Source organism: Faecalibacterium sp. Marseille-Q0746, from assembly GCF_017377595.1.
Lineage (GTDB): Bacteria > Bacillota > Clostridia > Oscillospirales > Ruminococcaceae > Faecalibacterium > Faecalibacterium duncaniae.
The window spans coordinates 87,297-104,198 of record NZ_JAFREI010000009.1 but is presented as its reverse complement, the minus strand read 5'-3'; the positions used below and the strand labels follow the sequence as shown (position 1 = coordinate 104,198).

Below are 16,902 nucleotides of genomic sequence, written 5' to 3'. Positions count from 1 at the left end.
TACGGAGCGCGACAACTCGGAGTTTGACGAGGTAAAAGAATATGAATGGAAAACATCTATTTCTTACATCTGCAGGGTTGACCGATAAGATGAAAGAGAAATTCTTTGATATTATTGGAAAGTGTCCGAAGGATGTGAAAGTGCTTTATATTCCAACAGCTGGCATTGAAACAGATGGTGCAAGAGAGTCGCTTGCAATATGTTTTCATGAACTCTTTCTAATGGGAATTCAGTACGAAAATATATTAGTGTACAATCTGGAATTAATTCTTTCAAAAGACTATCAAAGAACCTATTCTTCGTATGTTACAACCCCGTTTATGCTTACAAGGCTATTAACTTTTGAAGAATTAAACCAATTTGATGCTGTTTTTGTCAGTGGTGGTGATGTATCTGTGCTTTGTCGTGAAATGTCTAGAACTGGTTTTGATAGAATACTTAATAATGCAATTAAAAACGGACTTATATATGTCGGAATCAGTGCAGGAAGTATGTATGCGGCGGGAAATTTAACAGATGGATTACATATTATTGACAATCCTATTATCCCCCATTGGAATGGTTCTGAAACAACAGTATTACCGAACGGCAAAGATGAGATTAAGCTTGCTGATGGAAAAGCTGTTTATGTAGAGGATAATTACATGAGTGTAATATGATGCACATGTAGGATTAGTCAAATTCCAGTCTGCCGGGCAGACAGGTAACTGAAAAACACAAAATGAAGGAGCAGCCATGGTACTTTATTTTACGGGAACCGGCAACAGCCGGTATCTGGCGCGGCGCATTGCCGAAGGGTTGGAGATGCCGCTTTACGACCTGAACGCCTGCATCAAGGCAGGGGATACTGCCCCGGTGCAGACCGGGCGTGACGTGGTGCTGGTCACACCTACCTACGCATGGCGCATCCCCCGGGTGGTGTCGGAGTGGCTGGGCAAGACTGCGCTGACCGGTGCAGAGCGCATCTGGTTTGTGATGGACTGCGGCAGCGAAATCGGCAATGCAGCAGGCTATAACCGGCAGCTTGCGGCGCAAAAGCAGCTGCAGTACATGGGTACGGCTCAGATCATCATGCCGGAAAACTACATTGCCATGTTCAATGCGCCCCAAAAAGAGCAGGCAAAGAGCATCGTGGAGCAGGCAGAGCCTGAACTTCAGAAGGTGCTGACCCAGCTCAAAGCCGGGCAGGAATTTCCTGCGCCGAGAGAGAACCTCTACGACCGTTTTATGAGCGGCCCGGTGAACCCGGTGTTCTATCGCTTTTTGGTAAAAGCGGAGGCCTTCTGGGCAACGGATGCCTGTATCGGCTGTGGTAAGTGCGTGGAGCTGTGCCCGCTGAGCAACATCCGTCTGGAAAACGGAAAGCCGCTCTGGGGCAAGAACTGCACCCACTGCATGGCGTGCATCTGCTATTGCCCCAAAGAGGCCATCGAGTACGGCAAAAAGAGCAGGGGAAAGCCACGGTATCATTTTGAAGCGCTGGAAAGGAAGCGGGACGTGTGAAGGAGAGCGGAAATTAGATGAAGTTTTTATACTTGCATGGGTTGGGACAAAAACCAGACAGTTGGGACAGAGTAATAAAAGAAACGAAGGTCTCGGACAGCAGCGTCTGCTTGAGTTTGGCAGAGATGCTGGAGGACAAAGCGGCCACTTATGGGGAACTGTATGCTGCATTTTCAGGAGAGTGTGATAAGGAACATGATGAAATCGTCTTGTGCGGGCTTTCCTTGGGTGCTGTTCTGGCACTTAATTATGCGATAGACCATCCGAATAAAGTAAAGGCACTGGTGCTAATTGCAGCACAATATAAAATGCCTGAAAAGCTATTGAAGTTCCAGAATATGTTGTTTCGCTTTATGCCGAATACAATGTTCAAGCAATTTGGCCTCAAAAAAGCTGATGTGATCAGTTTGTGCGGTACGATGACGGAATTGGATTTCAGGGATTCATTATGTAAGGTGTCCTGTCCGGCATTGATCGTTTGTGGGGAAAAGGACAACGCAAACAAAAAAGCCTCAAAGGAACTTGCCAGTTATTTGAGCGATTCCCACTTCCATGAACTTCTGAAAGCAGGTCATGAAGCAAACATAGAATCTCCGGAGGAATTGGCAACAGTGTTACAGGAATTTTATGATAATGTTGAATAAACTACGATTCATCAAAGAAAGAGGACTGTAAAATGAACATCGAAGAACGGGCGGCACAGGCTGCCGCATGGAAAGCTACTGGACAGTGCAACTGTGCACAGGCGGTGCTGAAGGCATTTGAGGACAAGCTGCCGGTGGATGCCGACACCCTGATGAAGCTGGGCGCAGGCTATGCCGCCGGCATGGGCTGCATGGAGAGCACCTGCGGCGCACTGATCGGCGCTGTGATGGTGGCGGGCATCGTCACCGACGGCAAGGGCACACCCCGCATTTCCAAGGAGCTGCTGCAAAACTTTCAGGAAAAGTGCGGTGCTACCATCTGCAAGGATCTGAAGGGGATAGAGAACGGCGCACCGCTGTGCCCGTGCCCGGAGTGCGTCCGCAACGCTGTTCTGGCACTGGGCGAGGTGCTGGGAGAGTAAGATGAAGAAGATCTTGTTTATCTGCCACGGCATTATGTGATACATACTGTGGGACCGATATGGAATATCCGGGGCAGTTTGATTTAGTGGAATGGGTGCGATTTGATTCTCATACAGAATCGGTGTATGAAGCAGAAGTTACGCTCTATTATAATATACGAATTTAGTTTATTTTGAATCAAAGCAAAAAGCTCAAAAAGGAGAGATTATTCATGGTTTTATTGGTTGTAGATGCACAGAATGGTATCGTGGATGAACGCTTATATGAGTTCAGAAAGTTTGTTGGTAATATCAAAAAGCTGATTGGAGCAGCTCGAGAACAAGGCATAGAAGTTATTTATGTACAGCATGATGATGGACCTGATACCGGATTCTCTATCGGGGATGATGAGTTTGAGGTTTATTCCGAGTTTCAACCGATGCCTGATGAAAAACGGTTTATCAAGTCCGTATGCAGTGCGTTCAAAAAAGAGAGTGGTCTGCTAGAGTATCTGACTGCAAAGGAAGAAAAAGACGTGATGATTTGTGGCATTATGACTGATTTCTGTATCAATGCCACGGTAGAGGCTGGTTTTGAGCATGGCTTACACATGATTGTTCCTGCCTATGCAAATTCTACGCAGGACAATGAGTACATGACTAGGGAACAGGCTTACCATTACTATAATGAATTTCTCTGGCCTGAACGATATGCAGACTGCGTACCAATGGACAGGGCGTTGGAATTACTCAAAAAATGATATAGCGTAAACGGTCTTTGCTGAATACCTTTGTTACCGAAATACATTACATAAACTTCAAGATTATGTTGCAGTAAAATCAATAAATCAGTATCATGTGAATATCTGCCGCAGCCCTATGGCGGAATTTGTGATGAAGGACTTAGTGGAAAAGGCGGGGATTTCCGCACAGTTTGAAATTGCCTCGGCGGCCACAAGCACCGAGGAAATCGGCAACCCGGTCTATCCGCCTGCCCGGCGCAAGCTGGCTGGGCGTAGAGCCTGCCAGCATTGCCAAAACGCTGCTGGATGGACCCTTTTGTGATTCGCAGAGTAATGCCGGCAATATTGATTCCGTATTGCAGACGTAAAAACTGTTGACCCTGCGATTGGGCTCCATCTGCAATAAAAAGGGCAAGGCCGCCTGATGCCAAGCGACCTTGCCCTTTTGTGATATATTTTACAATAAATTAGGCAGTTTTCCGCAAACTCACAGCGCCACGCTGACCGGCAGGACATACACACCGTTGGCGGTGTAGTAGGTGATCTGAGTAATCGTCTTGCCGATGATGGATGCAAAGTAAGGATCATCGGCATTGAAGCCCAGCTTGGTACCATGCCAGATGTTGGCCACATGTTGCAGGCCGTACTCACTGCCATCGGCGGTGGTCAGAACTACGCCGTAGACCTTGTTGGCCTTGTAGTCCAGATCAAAACCGGAGATTTTCATCTCGTAGGTGGTGTGGTGACCGTTGGTATTCAGCTCCACAGTGGTGCCCTCTACGGTGGTCTCGGTGGCGTTGACCTTGCCAAACTCCCACTTGCCGCTCAGCAGGTTATACCATGCGGTGATGTAGTAGGCAGGGGTCTCACTGAGCGTGTAGTAAGCGTAGCTCTCGTTCTCAAACAGGGCATCTGCGCCGGTGTAGGTGGTGGTGGATTCCTTGCCCTTCAGGGTAACGGTAATATCGTAGCTGTCGGCATCGGTGACCTGCTTTGCGTTCTTCAGCGCCCACGGGGTCAGCACCTTGACCGGGAAGGAAACGCCGGTGATGTCGGTGCCATCTGCGTTGACGTGGTAGGAACCGACGGCAAGGTTGCCCGCACGGGTCTTGTTCCTTGTGGCGCTGGTCACAGCGTCAATCTCAGATGCGTTGTCCACACCGGCAGCCTTGTAGAAGTCGGCGTAGGGGATGTTCATCTGGACATAGCTGGAGGTCAGGCAGTTTTCCTGTTCCACCTCTTCCGCAGCGAAGGCCGGGACTGCCACAGCGCATACCAGCATAGCGGCCGCAAGTGCACCTGCAAATACTTTTTTCAATCTCATGGTAACACACCTCTATCTCAGTTTTGAAAAAACAGTTAGCTTTACCTAACAATCGATGCAAAAAATGCAGGGGCAAAGCCCCTCAGATGGTTAGTTAAAACAAATTCACGAAGTAAAAATAGCACTCCCACCGGGCGTTGTCAAGCAGAAACAGACAAGTTTACAGGGGCGAAATTTTTTCGATGCAGGAAACGATCTGCATCCTCTATACCGCAAAGCCCTTGACCTTTTTGTCGGAGCGCAGTATACTGCTTGTGTGGTTAGTTGCGCTTAACCACAAGGAGGTACTACATGATACAAGACGCATTCTGGGGGATTTTAATCCCCTTTCTGGGCACAAGTCTTGGGGCAGGCTGTGTGTTCTTTTTGAAAAACTCCCTGAGCGACGGCATCCAGCGTGCCCTCACCGGCTTTGCAGCCGGGGTCATGGTGGCGGCATCGGTGTGGAGTTTGCTGATCCCGGCCATGGAGCAGGCAGCAGATCTGGGCAGGCTGGCGTTTTTCCCGGCGGCGGTGGGTTTCTGGCTGGGTATCCTGTTTTTGCTGCTGCTGGACCATCTCATCCCGCATCTGCACCAGAACAGCTTGCAGGCCGAAGGGCCAAAAAGCCAGCTCCAGCGCACCACCATGATGGTTCTGGCGGTGACGCTGCACAACATCCCGGAGGGTATGGCAGTGGGCGTAGTCTACGCCGGGTATCTTGCCGGAACTGCTCAGATCACCGCCGCCGGGGCGCTGGCACTTTCCCTTGGCATTGCCATCCAGAACTTTCCGGAGGGGGCCATCATCTCCATGCCCCTGCGGGCGGAAGGAATGAAAAAAGGCCGGGCGTTCTGGGGCGGTGTGCTGTCCGGCATCGTAGAGCCCATCGGGGCAGTGCTGACGATTCTGGCGGCAGGCATCGTGGTGCCCGCTTTGCCCTATCTGCTCAGCTTTGCCGCCGGAGCCATGCTGTATGTTGTGGTGGAGGAACTGATCCCGGAAATGTCGCAGGGGCAGCACTCCAACGTTGGCACCGTGTTTTTTGCGGTAGGCTTCAGCGTGATGATGGTGCTGGATGTGGCGCTGGGTTGACGGTTGGGGGTCTTGAAAACGAAATCTATTTCGGAATCTCCGAAAATGCATAAACTTCTTGACAGAGGAGACGGCAGGGCGTATTATTTTAGCAGAAGGGCCGCTGAGATGCGGCTTTTTATAGAATAAAAAAGTTAGCTTTACCTAACTACAGCGCAAGGAACTGCGTGAAAAGCATTGCATTGTGAACTGTAAATAGAAAGAGAGTGGTGTTATGTCCTTTTTTGAAAACACCCGCAAGCCCGTAGGTCTTGGCGGGAAGATCATGGTTTCCATGATGAACTTTGGCCACAGCGCAATGGCAGCGTGGGGGCTGCGTTTTTTGCAGCCTGCCCCGGATGCTATGGTGCTGGACTGCGGCTGCGGCGGTGGAGCGAACATGAAAACGCTGTTAAAACTGTGCCCCAACGGCAAGGTGCAGGGCATCGACTACTCAGCCGTCAGCGTGGAAAAAGCGCAAAAAGTCAATGCCAGAGCCATTGCGGCAGGACGGTGTACCGTGCAACAGGCAAGTGTGGCAGAGCTGCCGTTTGAAGCGGAGCAGTTTGATGTGGTGACCGCCTTTGAAACGGTCTATTTCTGGCCGGAACTTGCGCAGAATTTCAAAGAGGTCTATCGAGTGCTGAAGCCAGGCGGGATCTTTTTCATCTGTAACGAAGCGAACGGCGAAACAACAAAAGACGACAGATGGACACAAATTATCAATGGGATGACCATCTATAAGGATACTGCACTGAAAGAGTATCTGGAACAAGCAGGATTCTGTCAGATCCAAAGCCACAAAAATAAAAAGGGCTGGCTGTGCGTTACGGCGCAAAAGCGGTGAAGTAGTGCAACCGTAACACTTGGAACAGTGAAGAGCATGGCATGGTTTGCCTGCCGGAAAGCAGAATGAGGAGAACAGGGAGGAAGCTATGAAATACAAAATCGAGAAAAACACCGTGCAGGAGACGCTGATTCTCCCACTGTATTCCCGGAAGCTGTGCACAGAGCTGTATCCAAACCTTTATCGGGACGAAACAGCGGTGCGCCTGATCGATGAAATCGACTACGACTTTTCAGAGGCAGAGAAAAATTCTCGCAGCATGATGCAGCGCTTCGGTGCGCTGGAGGTCGCTATGCGGCAGAATGACCTTGCCTTTGAGGTGCAGGCATACCTGAAAACACACCCCTGTGCGGCAGTGGTCAATCTGGGCTGCGGGCTGGATAACACCGGTAGAGCCTGCGACAACGGCAGATGCAAGATATACAATCTGGACTTCCCGGATGTGATCACCTTGCGGCAGCAGCTGCTGCCCGCCGGGGAGCGAGAGCAAAACATCCCCTGCGACCTGAAAGACCCCGCATGGTTTGACCGTATCGATGCCACCGGCGGGGCGGTGTTCTTTGTCTCCGGGGTATTCTATTACTTTCTGACGGAGCAGGTTCGGGAACTGGTGCAGGGGATGGCGGACGCTTTCCCCGGCGGAGTGCTGGTCTTTGATGCCGCCAACCGCACGGCGGTAAAGATGATTGCCAAAACGTGGCTCAGGACGGCGAAAATCAAGGATGTGGGAGCATATTTCGCGGTTTCGGATGCAAAAGGCGAGCTTTCCCCATGGGACAGCCGTTTGCAAGTGTCCAGCCGGGGCTATATGCTGGGTTACAACGATTTGAAAGATCCTTCCGTCAGCGGCTTTTTCCGGTTTCTTGCAAGGGTCGGGGACAACGGGATGAAAATGCAGATCGTGAAGATCGGATTTGGAGACAGACAATGAAATATGCCGGGATGCCCTTTGGGATGTGGATGCTGATGAAGGAACTGGGGCTGTACGACCTGACCCCCGCCCTGTGCCATCTGGACTACACCATGAGCGAAGCGGGCGGTGTGACAAATTTTGTGCGGCAGTATACCCTTGCCTCCGGCGGACCCTACTGCGACTGCGGGTACAAAAAGGGTATAGAAAAACCATAAGTCATCTGCTACGCTCAGCGGAGCAAAAACCACACACCCAGCAAGATCGCAAGGAAAATCAGGTTGGACAGGGTGAACAGCCCAAAATACTGCTTCTTCCCCTGTGGCAGCTCCCGTGCAATCTGCCGGTAGGAAATAAGACTGGCCATGGATGCGATCAAAGTGCCAAGACCTCCCAGATTGGTGCCGATGATGAGGGCTTGTGTCTCTGCCGTGAACCCGGACAGCAGCAGGGCGGCGGGAACATTACTGGTGACCTGCGAAGCAAGAACCGCCACCAGAACTTCCCGGCCGGTCAGAAACTCCTGCAGCCAGCCGGAAAAGGCCGGAATGCGCCCCAGATTGCCAATGAAGATGAAAAAAGCCACAAAGGTCAAAAGCAGGGAATAGTCCACTGCCCGTAAGGTGTGCGGGTCTGCAAAAAGGGCGCAGACGAGTACAGCGGCAAAGGCAATGCCATAGGGCAACACCCGGATCACGGACAGCAGGCAAACGGCAAACAGAACCAGATACAGCAGGATGATCTTCTGATCCCCCTGAGACGCAGAGGAAGAAACAATCTCGTCCACGGAGAGGGCGGCAGAGGCTTTCCGGCAGACCATTGCTGCCCAAGCCAGCAGCAGGAGCAGAGAGACCAGTGTGTAGGGCAGCATAAGAAGCACAAATCCCCCGATGCTCATGCCGCTTTTTCCGTAAAGATAGAGGTTCTGCGGGTTGCCGATGGGGGTCAGCATACTGCCAAGGTTTGCCGCAATGGTCTGCATACAGACCACCGGGACCAGAAGGGAGCGGCGGACATCCGCTCCCAGACGGCTCAGGACCACGAACGTAAAGGGAACGAAGGTCAGCAGGGAAACATCGTTGGTGATGAACATGCTTCCGAAAAAGCACAGCCCGACCAGTACCAGTGTCAGCTGAAAGGTGCTGTGGGTGCGGGACAGCAATGCCCGTCCCAGGCCATCAAAAAAGCCCTGCCGCCGCAGCCCGGCCATGACCGTCATCAGGGAAAACAGGATCGCCAGCGTGCGCAGGTCGATGTAGCCGAGATACTGCACATCCGGTGGAACAAAGAAGGCGGAGACAACGGCCAGCACAGCGGCCGCGGTGAGGACCGTTTCCTGCTGAATGAATTGTTTGAGTTTCATAGAGACACATCCTTGTAGTTGTAAAGGCTGCCCTGCTACGGTGCCGGACGGCCTTTTTTCGTATTTCAGAGCAACAGCTCAAACAACCCGATCATCAGCGGCATGGTCAGGATGGAAAGCAGCGTGCTCAGGACATAGATCGCACTGGAATGAGAAGCATCCCGGTCATAGAGCTGTGCCATGGAGGTGACCGTTGCACAGGCGGCGGCATTGCTGTAAATGATATTGACCTGCTCCACGGCGTCCAGCTTGAGAACTTTGCGGAACAGCGCATTCAGAAGCAGAAATACAACGTGCATTCCAACGGCGATGCCCATGGAATAAAGCAGCCCGGTGCGGATCTCCGGTGTATCCTTGATCTGAAAGGCGTTCAGAACGACACAGGGCATGACCAGATAGACAAAGACCACAGACAGCACCTTACTGTCCGATGCCTTCAACAAGCCGGTTTTTACAACGGCATATCCCATCAGCAGAATCAGAAATAGCTGCGCGATCTGCTGCATCAATAAAAGGCTGATTTGCATTTGGATCTCCTCTTTTGCAATTCGTTTTTGCAGCACCATCCTACTCCATTGGCGGGACATCGTCAAGAGAAAACAGAAAAAATGCGATCTGAATAAGAAAAAACGGATGGCTCCGCAGAACCATCCGCTAAAACTGGTATCATCAGTCTTTCCGATACTTATATGCACCCTCAATGGCGTGGATCAGATGATAACGGAACCGAGCATGTCGGGGTAAATCCCTTTCTGCTCGTCCGGTTTCCCAAAAGCCAGCGGGAGCTTCACGGCTTAAGCAAGGATCCCGGTGGACTGCAAAAACAGCACCAGCATCATCACCGGAGCAACGTATCGGATCATCACCCGGTAGAGTTTCTTGCGGCGGAAGGTCTCGCCGTTGCGCTGCATCTCGTCAATGACGTAATCCGGTGTCATGACCCAGCCAATCAGGATGGTGGACAGCAGGGCAATGAAAGGCATCATGACGCTGTTGCTGACATAGTCCATGATGTCCAGCAGCTGAGCCGCAGAACCGTTGGGCAGCTGCACCTCAAAGTAGAACACGCTGTAACCCAGTGCGATGACGGCAGAGGCGGCCAGATAGATGACCGCCAGCACAAGCACCGTCTTTTTGCGGCCCGAGTGGAAGATCTCCATGCAGTTGGCGGTGATGGATTCCAGCACCGAGATGCAGGAGGTCAGGGTGGCAAAAATGGCGGTGACAAAGAACAGGATGCCCACGAACACGCCCGCCTTGCCCATGGCGTTGAATACCTTGGGCAGCGAGACGAACATCAGGCTGGGGCCTGCGCTCATGCCCTCGGTGCCGGAGAAAACATACACGGCGGGGATGATCATGGCACCGGCCAGCAGGGCTACGCCGGTATCGAAGATCTCAATCTGATTCACCGCTTTGTTCAGGTCTACGTCCGGTTTGACGTAGGAACCGTAGGTGATCATAATGCCCATGGACACGCTGAGGGAGAAGAACAGCTGGCTCATGGCATCCAGCAAAATCTGCAAAAAGCGGCTGACGGTCAGCCCTTCCATGTGCGGGGTCAGGTAGTAGCGCAGACCTTCCAGACCGGTGCGCATCTGGCCGGAGGCGTCCTCGTGGCGCAGGGTGAGGGCGTAACCCGCAATCACCACCACCAGAACCAGCAGAATGGGCATCATGTAGCGGGACACCCGCTCAATGCCTCCCTCCACGCCGTTGTACACGATGAAAGCAGTCACGCCCATGAACAGCAGAGCGAACACCACAGGGGAGACCGGCGAGGTGATGAAGCTGGTAAAATAACCGTCCTCAGCAGCGGCAGCAGACTGTCCGGTCAGGTAGACTGCCGCATATTTTGTGATCCACCCGCCGATGACGGCATAGTAGGTCATAATCAGAACTGGCACCAGAAAGGTCAGGATGCCGAGGAATTTCCACTTGGGGCGCATCGTCTCGTAGGCGCGGATGGCACTCTGCTTGGTGCGGCGGCCAATGGCGATATCCGAGGTGAGCAGCGTGAAACCGAAGGTCAGCACCAGCACCAGATACACCAGCAAAAACAAACCGCCGCCATCTTTTGCGGCAAGGTACGGGAACCGCCACAGGTTGCCGACACCCACCGCACTTCCGGCGGCAGCAAGGACAAATCCGATTTGTCCGGAGAAACTGCTTGCTTTCTTTTCCATGATTCTGAAACTCCTATCCGTAATTCCTATTGTAATATAGGATAACATGGAGTATCATATCAGTAAACAGAATAAAATTACTACGACCTATAAATTTTACTTATGGAGCATTTGAGATGCGGGAACAGAAAGACCGATACGAGATATTCTTGAAAGTGTGCGAAACGGGCAGCTTTTCCAAAGCAGCGGAGGCACTGAACTATACCCAATCCGGCATCAGCCAGATGATGGCGGGGTTGGAAGAAGAACTGGGCGTGAAGCTGTTCGCCCGCATCAACCGGGGCGTGACCCTGACCGACAACGGGACACGTCTTTTGCCCTACGTCCGGGAACTGGCCAACCAGAAGAACCGGCTGCGGCAGGCGGCGTTCAATATCAACCACAAGGTGGAGGGCAAGCTGCGGGTGGGCAGCTTTTCCAGCATCACAACGCTCTGGATGCCGGAAGTGGTGCATTATTTCAAGGAGAACTACCCGAAGGTGAGTATAGAGATCCTGGACGGCAACTATGATGAGATCCGGGAATGGATCATCCATGGGCAGGTGGATTGCGGTTTTCTCTCATCCATTGTGGCAGACGACCTGAAATTCTACCCGCTCTGGGACGACCCGTTGTGTGCCGTGTTCCCGGAGGGGCATCCACTGGCTGCACGACCCAGCGTAACGCTGTCGCAGCTGTTTCAGTATCCGCTCATCATTGAAACGCCCGGCTGTGATAATGACATCCAGCACCTGATGCTCAAATGCCCGGTGAAGCCGAATATTTCTTACAGCTTCCGGGACGATACCCTCATCATGGCGTTCGTGCGCAGCGGGCTGGGCGTGACCATCTCACAGGAGCTGGTGATGCAGGCATTTGGCTGCCCCGGTGTGGTGTCCCGTCCGCTGAAGCCTGCCTGTTGCCGGATGCTGGGGCTGGCGTTTTCCAAAACTGCCAGCTCGGTGGTGAGCCAGACGCTGCTGGAATATCTGAAATCCACCCGGCAGCAAAAGGATGCACCGCAGATAAAATAAGAACAAACTGACCTTTGCATGGTCGGCAAGCTGCTGACGGTTCCAGCCTTTTGACTCCCGGTATCTGCGGAGGAAGTCTCCGCCGCCCCGGCGCAGAAACAGGGTGTAGTCGTCCAGAATGTCCTCCACCGGGATGCCGTAAAGGGCGGCGTACATAAGCTCTTTTACAATTGGATTTGGTGTGGTATACTGGACGCAACAACTGGAAGGCCAAGGAGGGAGCGTAAAATGATTACGAAACATATTGTTGTCGAACCATTCGATGAACATTGGAGACTGGATTTTCTTAAAATACAGAATGAACTTACGGATGCTCTTGGGCAGCTGGCAATTAGCATCGAACACGTGGGGAGTACTTCCGTGCAGGGGCTGTCTGCAAAACCGATTATTGATATAGATGTAGTTATTAAGGATTACAACGCTTTGAAAGATACTATTTCTGCCTTGGAGAAAATTGGTTATCAATATGAAGGAGACCTCGGTATTCCGGGCCGGGAGGCATTTCGCTACGATGGTAAAGATCACCTGAAAAAACATCATTTATATGTGTGTCCGGCTGATTCACCGGAGCTGAAAAGACACATCGCATTTAGAAATTACCTTCGGACACATCCCGATGCTGTGCGAAAATATTCTCTTATAAAAGAAGAGGGAGCGAAAAAATACCCTGACGATATTGAACGTTATATTGAATATAAATCTCCCTTCATCGAAGGGGTTTATTCGGAAATGGGAATCTGAAATCTCCCGATCTGTCAGGCAAATAAGTCATTCTGCACCCTTCGGCAGATATCCCTAAAACGGTTGTGCCGGATGCTATTCTGGGTGAAAACGATGAGAAACAATAACAGAATTCGCAAACCAGCTTCTGGACGGAAATTGGATGCCGGGAAAGGACATTATTTATGAGCGATTCTACCTTGAAAGAGCTTTGGCAGCAGGTTGCAGAAAAGAAAAGCTGTGAAGCAAAGCAGAGAGAACTGACCTCTCAGCGGAACACGCTTGCTGACCGCCTGAAAAAGCTGGAAAAATCCAAGCTGGCAGAACAGGCCGATGTTGATCGTCTGGAAGGACACAGCCTTGCCGCATTTTTCTATCAGGTGATCGGAAAGATGGATGAAAAGCTGGACAAAGAACGGCAGGAAGCCTATGCAGCCCGTGTGAAATACGATGCTGCTCTCCATGATCTTTCTTCCGTTGATGCCGACCTGGAACAGATTAAGAATAGGCTGGCGCAACTGTCCGATTGCGAAAGGCGGTATCAGGCGGCTCTTTCTGAAAAGATCAAAACTATCAAAGTCTCCGCCCACCCTGCCGCACAGCAGGTTGCTGAAAGCGAAAGCTGCATTGCAGCGCTGAAAGTCCAAAAGCGGGAGCTGCTGGAGGCCATCAATGCCGGAAAGACCGCATTGCATACGGTCAACGAAGTTCTGGAAACCCTCGACAACGCCGAGGGTTGGAGCACATGGGACGTAATGGGCGGCGGTCTTGGGGTGGATCTTGCAAAGTATGAGGAGCTGGACAATGCACAGGAGCAGATCGAACAGCTTCAAGTGGAACTGCGGCGGTTCAAAACCGAGCTTGCCGATGTTGAGATCACCGCAGATCTTCAGATTACGGTGGATGGCTTTCTGAAATTTGCAGATTTCTTCTTTGATGGGCTGTTTACGGACTGGGCGGTTCTGGATCACATCAATCAGGCACAGAGCCGTGTAGAGAATACCAAGGGCCAGATCAAGCGTGTCCTTACGCTTCTGAAAAAGATGCACGAGGATGTTGATGTCCAAATCGCCGACGAAAAAGAAAGACAGGAGCAGCTCGCAGTGGAAACTGAGCTGTAAGTTTGGAGCGATTGCGTATGAAACAAAAAGCTGCAAAAATTCTGGATGTCGCTATTCATTCCATAAATCTTCTTCTAATCAATTATGCACTATCGAATATGATGGCTCTTTTTCGGAGCAGCGTTCTCTACATTTTGTTTTTTACCTCTGAGATGTGGGTCTTTGCCCAATACCGGAAAAGTATTGAAACGTTGAGCAACAGCAAAACTCTTGCAAATCTTCTGTTGGTGATCTGTGCGGCTATCGAGATCGGGCTTTTATATTTCATTGGAATCGTTTCTGGCAAACTGGTTCCATTTAATCAATAAAAGCGATTTCTACAAAGGAGTAATTTCTATGGGCTACGGCTGGGCGATGGTTTTTACTATGGGAGCATGGCTTGTCGGCGGCTTCCTTGAGGGTCTTTTGGGTGCGGATACGCTGGATCTGCACACTTTGTTCGCTATTATTGCAATGGGCTGCTGCATTATGAAATTCATAAAGGATAATGGCACGCGATGATCAACTTTACTACATTGCCTGCGGGCGGCGCATGAAACGGTCAACGGGTCAACAGCTCAAAATGGTTCCGCTTGGTGACCAGCAGCCCTTCCCTTTGCAGCTTGGAAAGCTCCACCGACATAGCGGCACGCTCCACGCAGAGAAAATCCGCCAACTGCTGACGGTCAAAGGGAATGTCAAAGGAAAGGGAGGACTGCCGGATGGATTCGGCAGACAGGTAGGATAGCAGCTTTTCCCGGGTGGTGCGCTTGCTGACATGGGTGATCTTATCGTTAAAAAGCAGTATTTTATTTGCCAGAACGCTGACCAGATTGCGGATGAGTTTCTGGTGATGGTCGCAGGCGGTGGGGCAGGAGGTGAGCAACCGCTTGACGTTCAGCAGCAGAATTTCGCAATTCTCCTCTGCCACCACGCTGATGTTCAGGATGGCACCGGGGGTGGCGGCGTAAGGTTCGCCGAAAAAGTCTCCGGTATTGCACTTGGACAGGATATTACGGTGTCCCCAAAGGTCCTCCTGTATCACAAGGGTGGAGCCGGACAGTACCAGCCCCATGACCTCCGTGGAATCTCCGGCACGGAAAATATAGGAGCCCCTGGGCCGGGTGATTTTCACTGCACTGACACAGTGCAGGATGGACAAAATCTCATCGTCGGTAAGCCCGGTAAAAAAGGGGCAGTTCCGCAGAACAGGCAGATATTTTTGCATAAAAGCCCTCCTTGTTGGAATTCAAACATACAAGTTGCCTTTAGTATACTATAATAAGGATGCAAATGCAAAAAACACCCACAACAGGAGAGTATAGATATGATTCGGAAGATCATCCATATTGACGAAGAAAAATGCAACGGCTGCGGGCTTTGTGCAACCGCCTGCCACGAGGGAGCCATCGACATCATCAACGGCAAGGCAAAGCTGATGCGGGAGAATTTCTGCGATGGCTTTGGCGACTGCCTGCCGGGCTGCCCTACCGGTGCTATCACCTTTGAGGAGCGGGAAGCTCCTGCCTACGACGAGGCGGCGGTGCAGGAGAACAAAAAGAAAAAGGAATTGCAGGAGAAGATGAAGCATCTCCACGAGGGCGGCTGCCCCGGCTCCCGGATGCGGATGCTGGAACAGCCGGAGGCTGCCGAAAGCGCAGCTTCTGCCCCCGTGCAGCCAGTTTCCCGCCTGCGCAACTGGCCGGTGCAGATCAAGCTGGCACCTGTCCATGCGCCCTACTTTGAGGGCGCAAAGCTCCTGATTGCAGCGGACTGCACGGCATACGCCTACGCCAATTTCCATCAGGAATTTATGCGCGGCAAGGTGACCCTCATCGGCTGCCCGAAGCTGGATGCTGTGGATTACAGCGAAAAGCTCACCGAGATCCTGCGCAGCAACGACATCCAGAGCGTGACCATTCTCCGCATGGAGGTGCCCTGCTGCGGCGGCTTGGAGATGGCCGCAAAAAAGGCACTGCAGACCAGCGGAAAGTTCATTCCGTGGCAGGTGGTCACCATTTCCATTGACGGAAAAATTCTGGACTAAATGCGGCAACGCAGATCGACCGAGTGTATTTGACTTTGGATTATTCCAAGGCGGTGCGGGCCGTGCGCACAAGATACTCCATGGCCTCCACCGGGTACTGCCCGGCGGCGGTCTCCCCGGTGAGCATCACGCTGGAAGCGCCGTCTGCTACGGCGTTGTAGATGTCGCTGACCTCGGCGCGGGTGGGGACCGCCCGGCTGCACATACTGTCCAGCATCTGGGTCACCACCATAAAGGGCACCCCGGCAGTCCGGCAGACTGCCGAAAGCTGTTTCTGGCACCGGGGCAGCTCCCACAGGGGCATGGCGTTGCCAAGGTCCCCGCGGGCAATGACCACTTCATCCACAAGGGGTAGGAACTCCGGCAGGGCCTGTACCCCCGCAAGGCTCTCGATCTTGGCAAAAATGCGGATCTGCCCGGCCCCGGCCTGTTCCAGCGCCCGGCGCAGGGTGCGGATGTCCTCAGCCCCCCGCACGAAGGGCAGCATCACCCCGGTAACGCCGCAGGCTCCCGCCAGCTGCAGGTTTTGCAGGTCCTCCTCCGTCAACGTGGGGGAGGCCACCGTCAGCCCCGGTGCCGCAAGGCTTTTGCGGCTTTGCAGGGTGCCGCCCCGTACCACAGTACACTGCAGGGCAGCGCCATCGGCTTCGGCCACCTGCACAAGGAGCCTGCCGTCGTCCAGCAGGAGGTTCTGGCCCGGCCGGGCTGCATGCACCAGCGCCGCCGGGCAGGGGATACCCCCTTGCCCCAGCCGGAGGCTTTGGCCTGGTTCCAGCACAAGGGGCTGGGGCAGCGTGCCAATGCGCAGCTCCGGCCCCTGCAGGTCGATGAGCAGCTGGGGGATGCCCACGGCGTGGATGATATCCAGCCAGTCTTTGTGGGCCGAAAGGGGCCCGTGGGAAAGGTTCATGCGGATGCCCGTCATGCCAGCTTCCACCATGCGCTGCAAGGTCTCCAGCTGGGCACAGGCGGGGCCGATGGTACCATAAAATTCCAAAAAATCACCCGGTTTCGTTTTTTCCTATTGTAACACGGAACGGGGCCGTTG

20 protein-coding genes and 2 pseudogenes are annotated in these 16,902 nt (G+C 52.5%); 16 read left to right on the top strand and 6 right to left on the bottom strand.

The window, feature by feature from the left end; genetic code table 11:
• Positions 1–41: 41 nt before the first annotated feature.
• From J3351_RS07130 to J3351_RS07105, 6 genes and pseudogenes are all read left to right on the top strand, one after another.
• Positions 42–659 carry a Type 1 glutamine amidotransferase-like domain-containing protein gene (locus J3351_RS07130; RefSeq protein WP_005930833.1) on the top strand — a complete coding sequence of 206 codons (618 nt, stop codon included), beginning with the start codon at positions 42–44 and terminating at the stop codon, positions 657–659.
• Between the two features lie 76 nt (positions 660–735).
• Positions 736–1,503: an EFR1 family ferrodoxin gene (locus J3351_RS07125; RefSeq protein ID WP_207697416.1), complete on the top strand. Its 768-nt coding sequence runs from the start codon at positions 736–738 to the stop codon at positions 1,501–1,503.
• Positions 1,504–1,520: 17 nt separating this feature from the next.
• Positions 1,521–2,147 (top strand): alpha/beta fold hydrolase, encoded by a 627-nt coding sequence (locus J3351_RS07120; protein ID WP_154277487.1) that lies wholly within the window; start codon positions 1,521–1,523, stop codon positions 2,145–2,147.
• 32 nt (positions 2,148–2,179) lie between these two features.
• Positions 2,180–2,569: a C-GCAxxG-C-C family protein gene (locus tag J3351_RS07115; protein WP_005934047.1), complete on the top strand. Its 390-nt coding sequence runs from the start codon at positions 2,180–2,182 to the stop codon at positions 2,567–2,569.
• Between the two features lie 212 nt (positions 2,570–2,781).
• Complete coding sequence (locus J3351_RS07110; protein WP_156057662.1) at positions 2,782–3,309, top strand: isochorismatase family protein; 528 nt, start codon at positions 2,782–2,784, stop codon at positions 3,307–3,309.
• 82 nt (positions 3,310–3,391) lie between these two features.
• A pseudogene (locus J3351_RS07105) lies at positions 3,392–3,559 on the top strand (low molecular weight phosphotyrosine protein phosphatase); the annotation flags it as partial.
• 219 nt (positions 3,560–3,778) lie between these two features.
• On the opposite strand, the gene J3351_RS07100 reads toward J3351_RS07105, so the two are convergent.
• On the bottom strand, positions 3,779–4,615 hold the full coding sequence (locus J3351_RS07100; RefSeq protein ID WP_207697415.1) for a hypothetical protein: 837 nt from the start codon (positions 4,613–4,615) through the stop codon (positions 3,779–3,781).
• 291 nt (positions 4,616–4,906) lie between these two features.
• Between J3351_RS07100 and J3351_RS07095 the strand changes: the two genes are divergently transcribed.
• The 4 genes and pseudogenes from J3351_RS07095 to J3351_RS07080 form a co-directional block, all read left to right on the top strand.
• Positions 4,907–5,689: a ZIP family metal transporter gene (locus tag J3351_RS07095; RefSeq protein ID WP_207697414.1), complete on the top strand. Its 783-nt coding sequence runs from the start codon at positions 4,907–4,909 to the stop codon at positions 5,687–5,689.
• Positions 5,690–5,903: 214 nt separating this feature from the next.
• Positions 5,904–6,515: a class I SAM-dependent methyltransferase gene (locus J3351_RS07090; RefSeq protein ID WP_156061415.1), complete on the top strand. Its 612-nt coding sequence runs from the start codon at positions 5,904–5,906 to the stop codon at positions 6,513–6,515.
• 88 nt (positions 6,516–6,603) lie between these two features.
• Complete coding sequence (locus tag J3351_RS07085; RefSeq protein ID WP_156061413.1) at positions 6,604–7,446, top strand: class I SAM-dependent methyltransferase; 843 nt, start codon at positions 6,604–6,606, stop codon at positions 7,444–7,446.
• 20 nt (positions 7,447–7,466) lie between these two features.
• A pseudogene (locus J3351_RS07080) lies at positions 7,467–7,643 on the top strand (L-2-amino-thiazoline-4-carboxylic acid hydrolase); the annotation flags it as partial.
• Between the two features lie 14 nt (positions 7,644–7,657).
• Here the strand turns inward: J3351_RS07080 and J3351_RS07075 are convergent.
• The 3 genes from J3351_RS07075 to J3351_RS07065 form a co-directional block, all read right to left on the bottom strand.
• A complete protein-coding gene (locus tag J3351_RS07075; RefSeq protein WP_156061411.1) occupies positions 7,658–8,788 on the bottom strand; it encodes an SLC13 family permease in 1,131 nt (376 codons plus the stop codon).
• 65 nt (positions 8,789–8,853) lie between these two features.
• On the bottom strand, positions 8,854–9,315 hold the full coding sequence (locus J3351_RS07070) for an AEC family transporter (RefSeq protein WP_156057676.1): 462 nt from the start codon (positions 9,313–9,315) through the stop codon (positions 8,854–8,856).
• Positions 9,316–9,582: 267 nt separating this feature from the next.
• Positions 9,583–10,974 carry a sodium-dependent transporter gene (locus tag J3351_RS07065; RefSeq protein WP_156061409.1) on the bottom strand — a complete coding sequence of 464 codons (1,392 nt, stop codon included), beginning with the start codon at positions 10,972–10,974 and terminating at the stop codon, positions 9,583–9,585.
• Between the two features lie 116 nt (positions 10,975–11,090).
• On the opposite strand from J3351_RS07065, the gene J3351_RS07060 reads away from it, so the two are divergent.
• The 5 genes from J3351_RS07060 to J3351_RS07040 all read left to right on the top strand — a co-directional run bounded on the left by J3351_RS07060 (position 11,091) and on the right by J3351_RS07040 (position 14,329).
• Positions 11,091–11,987, top strand: coding sequence for a LysR family transcriptional regulator (locus tag J3351_RS07060; RefSeq protein WP_207697413.1), 897 nt, complete (start codon positions 11,091–11,093; stop codon positions 11,985–11,987).
• A gap of 228 nt (positions 11,988–12,215) precedes the next feature.
• Positions 12,216–12,728, top strand: a complete 513-nt coding sequence (locus tag J3351_RS07055; protein ID WP_207697412.1) for a GrpB family protein — start codon at positions 12,216–12,218, stop codon at positions 12,726–12,728.
• A 164-nt stretch (positions 12,729–12,892) separates the two neighbouring features.
• Positions 12,893–13,828: a hypothetical protein gene (locus tag J3351_RS07050; RefSeq protein WP_207697411.1), complete on the top strand. Its 936-nt coding sequence runs from the start codon at positions 12,893–12,895 to the stop codon at positions 13,826–13,828.
• 17 nt (positions 13,829–13,845) lie between these two features.
• On the top strand, positions 13,846–14,136 hold the full coding sequence (locus J3351_RS07045) for a hypothetical protein (RefSeq protein ID WP_156061404.1): 291 nt from the start codon (positions 13,846–13,848) through the stop codon (positions 14,134–14,136).
• Between the two features lie 28 nt (positions 14,137–14,164).
• Positions 14,165–14,329 (top strand): hypothetical protein, encoded by a 165-nt coding sequence (locus J3351_RS07040; protein WP_207697410.1) that lies wholly within the window; start codon positions 14,165–14,167, stop codon positions 14,327–14,329.
• A gap of 40 nt (positions 14,330–14,369) precedes the next feature.
• On the opposite strand, the gene J3351_RS07035 is transcribed toward J3351_RS07040, so the two are convergent.
• Positions 14,370–15,035, bottom strand: coding sequence for a Crp/Fnr family transcriptional regulator (locus J3351_RS07035; RefSeq protein WP_207697409.1), 666 nt, complete (start codon positions 15,033–15,035; stop codon positions 14,370–14,372).
• Positions 15,036–15,134: 99 nt separating this feature from the next.
• Between J3351_RS07035 and J3351_RS07030 the strand changes: the two genes are divergently transcribed.
• Complete coding sequence (locus J3351_RS07030) at positions 15,135–15,854, top strand: ATP-binding protein (protein WP_207697408.1); 720 nt, start codon at positions 15,135–15,137, stop codon at positions 15,852–15,854.
• Positions 15,855–15,894: 40 nt separating this feature from the next.
• Here the strand turns inward: J3351_RS07030 and J3351_RS07025 are convergent, their stop codons facing one another.
• Positions 15,895–16,851 (bottom strand): pyruvate kinase, encoded by a 957-nt coding sequence (locus J3351_RS07025; RefSeq protein ID WP_207697407.1) that lies wholly within the window; start codon positions 16,849–16,851, stop codon positions 15,895–15,897.
• Positions 16,852–16,902: the final 51 nt, after the last annotated feature.

What these genes read in the sequence shown, in the direction of transcription:
- J3351_RS07130 (WP_005930833.1), top strand. Translation starts at nt 42, where the DNA reads ATGAATGGAAAACATCTATTTCTTACATCTGCAGGGTTGACCGATAAG.
- J3351_RS07125 (WP_207697416.1), top strand. Translation starts at nt 736, where the DNA reads ATGGTACTTTATTTTACGGGAACCGGCAACAGCCGGTATCTGGCGCGG.
- J3351_RS07120 (WP_154277487.1), top strand. Translation starts at nt 1,521, where the DNA reads ATGAAGTTTTTATACTTGCATGGGTTGGGACAAAAACCAGACAGTTGG.
- J3351_RS07115 (WP_005934047.1), top strand. Translation starts at nt 2,180, where the DNA reads ATGAACATCGAAGAACGGGCGGCACAGGCTGCCGCATGGAAAGCTACT.
- J3351_RS07110 (WP_156057662.1), top strand. Translation starts at nt 2,782, where the DNA reads ATGGTTTTATTGGTTGTAGATGCACAGAATGGTATCGTGGATGAACGC.
- J3351_RS07100 (WP_207697415.1), bottom strand. Translation starts at nt 4,615, where the DNA reads ATGAGATTGAAAAAAGTATTTGCAGGTGCACTTGCGGCCGCTATGCTG.
- J3351_RS07095 (WP_207697414.1), top strand. Translation starts at nt 4,907, where the DNA reads ATGATACAAGACGCATTCTGGGGGATTTTAATCCCCTTTCTGGGCACA.
- J3351_RS07090 (WP_156061415.1), top strand. Translation starts at nt 5,904, where the DNA reads ATGTCCTTTTTTGAAAACACCCGCAAGCCCGTAGGTCTTGGCGGGAAG.
- J3351_RS07085 (WP_156061413.1), top strand. Translation starts at nt 6,604, where the DNA reads ATGAAATACAAAATCGAGAAAAACACCGTGCAGGAGACGCTGATTCTC.
- J3351_RS07075 (WP_156061411.1), bottom strand. Translation starts at nt 8,788, where the DNA reads ATGAAACTCAAACAATTCATTCAGCAGGAAACGGTCCTCACCGCGGCC.
- J3351_RS07070 (WP_156057676.1), bottom strand. Translation starts at nt 9,315, where the DNA reads ATGCAAATCAGCCTTTTATTGATGCAGCAGATCGCGCAGCTATTTCTG.
- J3351_RS07065 (WP_156061409.1), bottom strand. Translation starts at nt 10,974, where the DNA reads ATGGAAAAGAAAGCAAGCAGTTTCTCCGGACAAATCGGATTTGTCCTT.
- J3351_RS07060 (WP_207697413.1), top strand. Translation starts at nt 11,091, where the DNA reads ATGCGGGAACAGAAAGACCGATACGAGATATTCTTGAAAGTGTGCGAA.
- J3351_RS07055 (WP_207697412.1), top strand. Translation starts at nt 12,216, where the DNA reads ATGATTACGAAACATATTGTTGTCGAACCATTCGATGAACATTGGAGA.
- J3351_RS07050 (WP_207697411.1), top strand. Translation starts at nt 12,893, where the DNA reads ATGAGCGATTCTACCTTGAAAGAGCTTTGGCAGCAGGTTGCAGAAAAG.
- J3351_RS07045 (WP_156061404.1), top strand. Translation starts at nt 13,846, where the DNA reads ATGAAACAAAAAGCTGCAAAAATTCTGGATGTCGCTATTCATTCCATA.
- J3351_RS07040 (WP_207697410.1), top strand. Translation starts at nt 14,165, where the DNA reads ATGGGCTACGGCTGGGCGATGGTTTTTACTATGGGAGCATGGCTTGTC.
- J3351_RS07035 (WP_207697409.1), bottom strand. Translation starts at nt 15,035, where the DNA reads ATGCAAAAATATCTGCCTGTTCTGCGGAACTGCCCCTTTTTTACCGGG.
- J3351_RS07030 (WP_207697408.1), top strand. Translation starts at nt 15,135, where the DNA reads ATGATTCGGAAGATCATCCATATTGACGAAGAAAAATGCAACGGCTGC.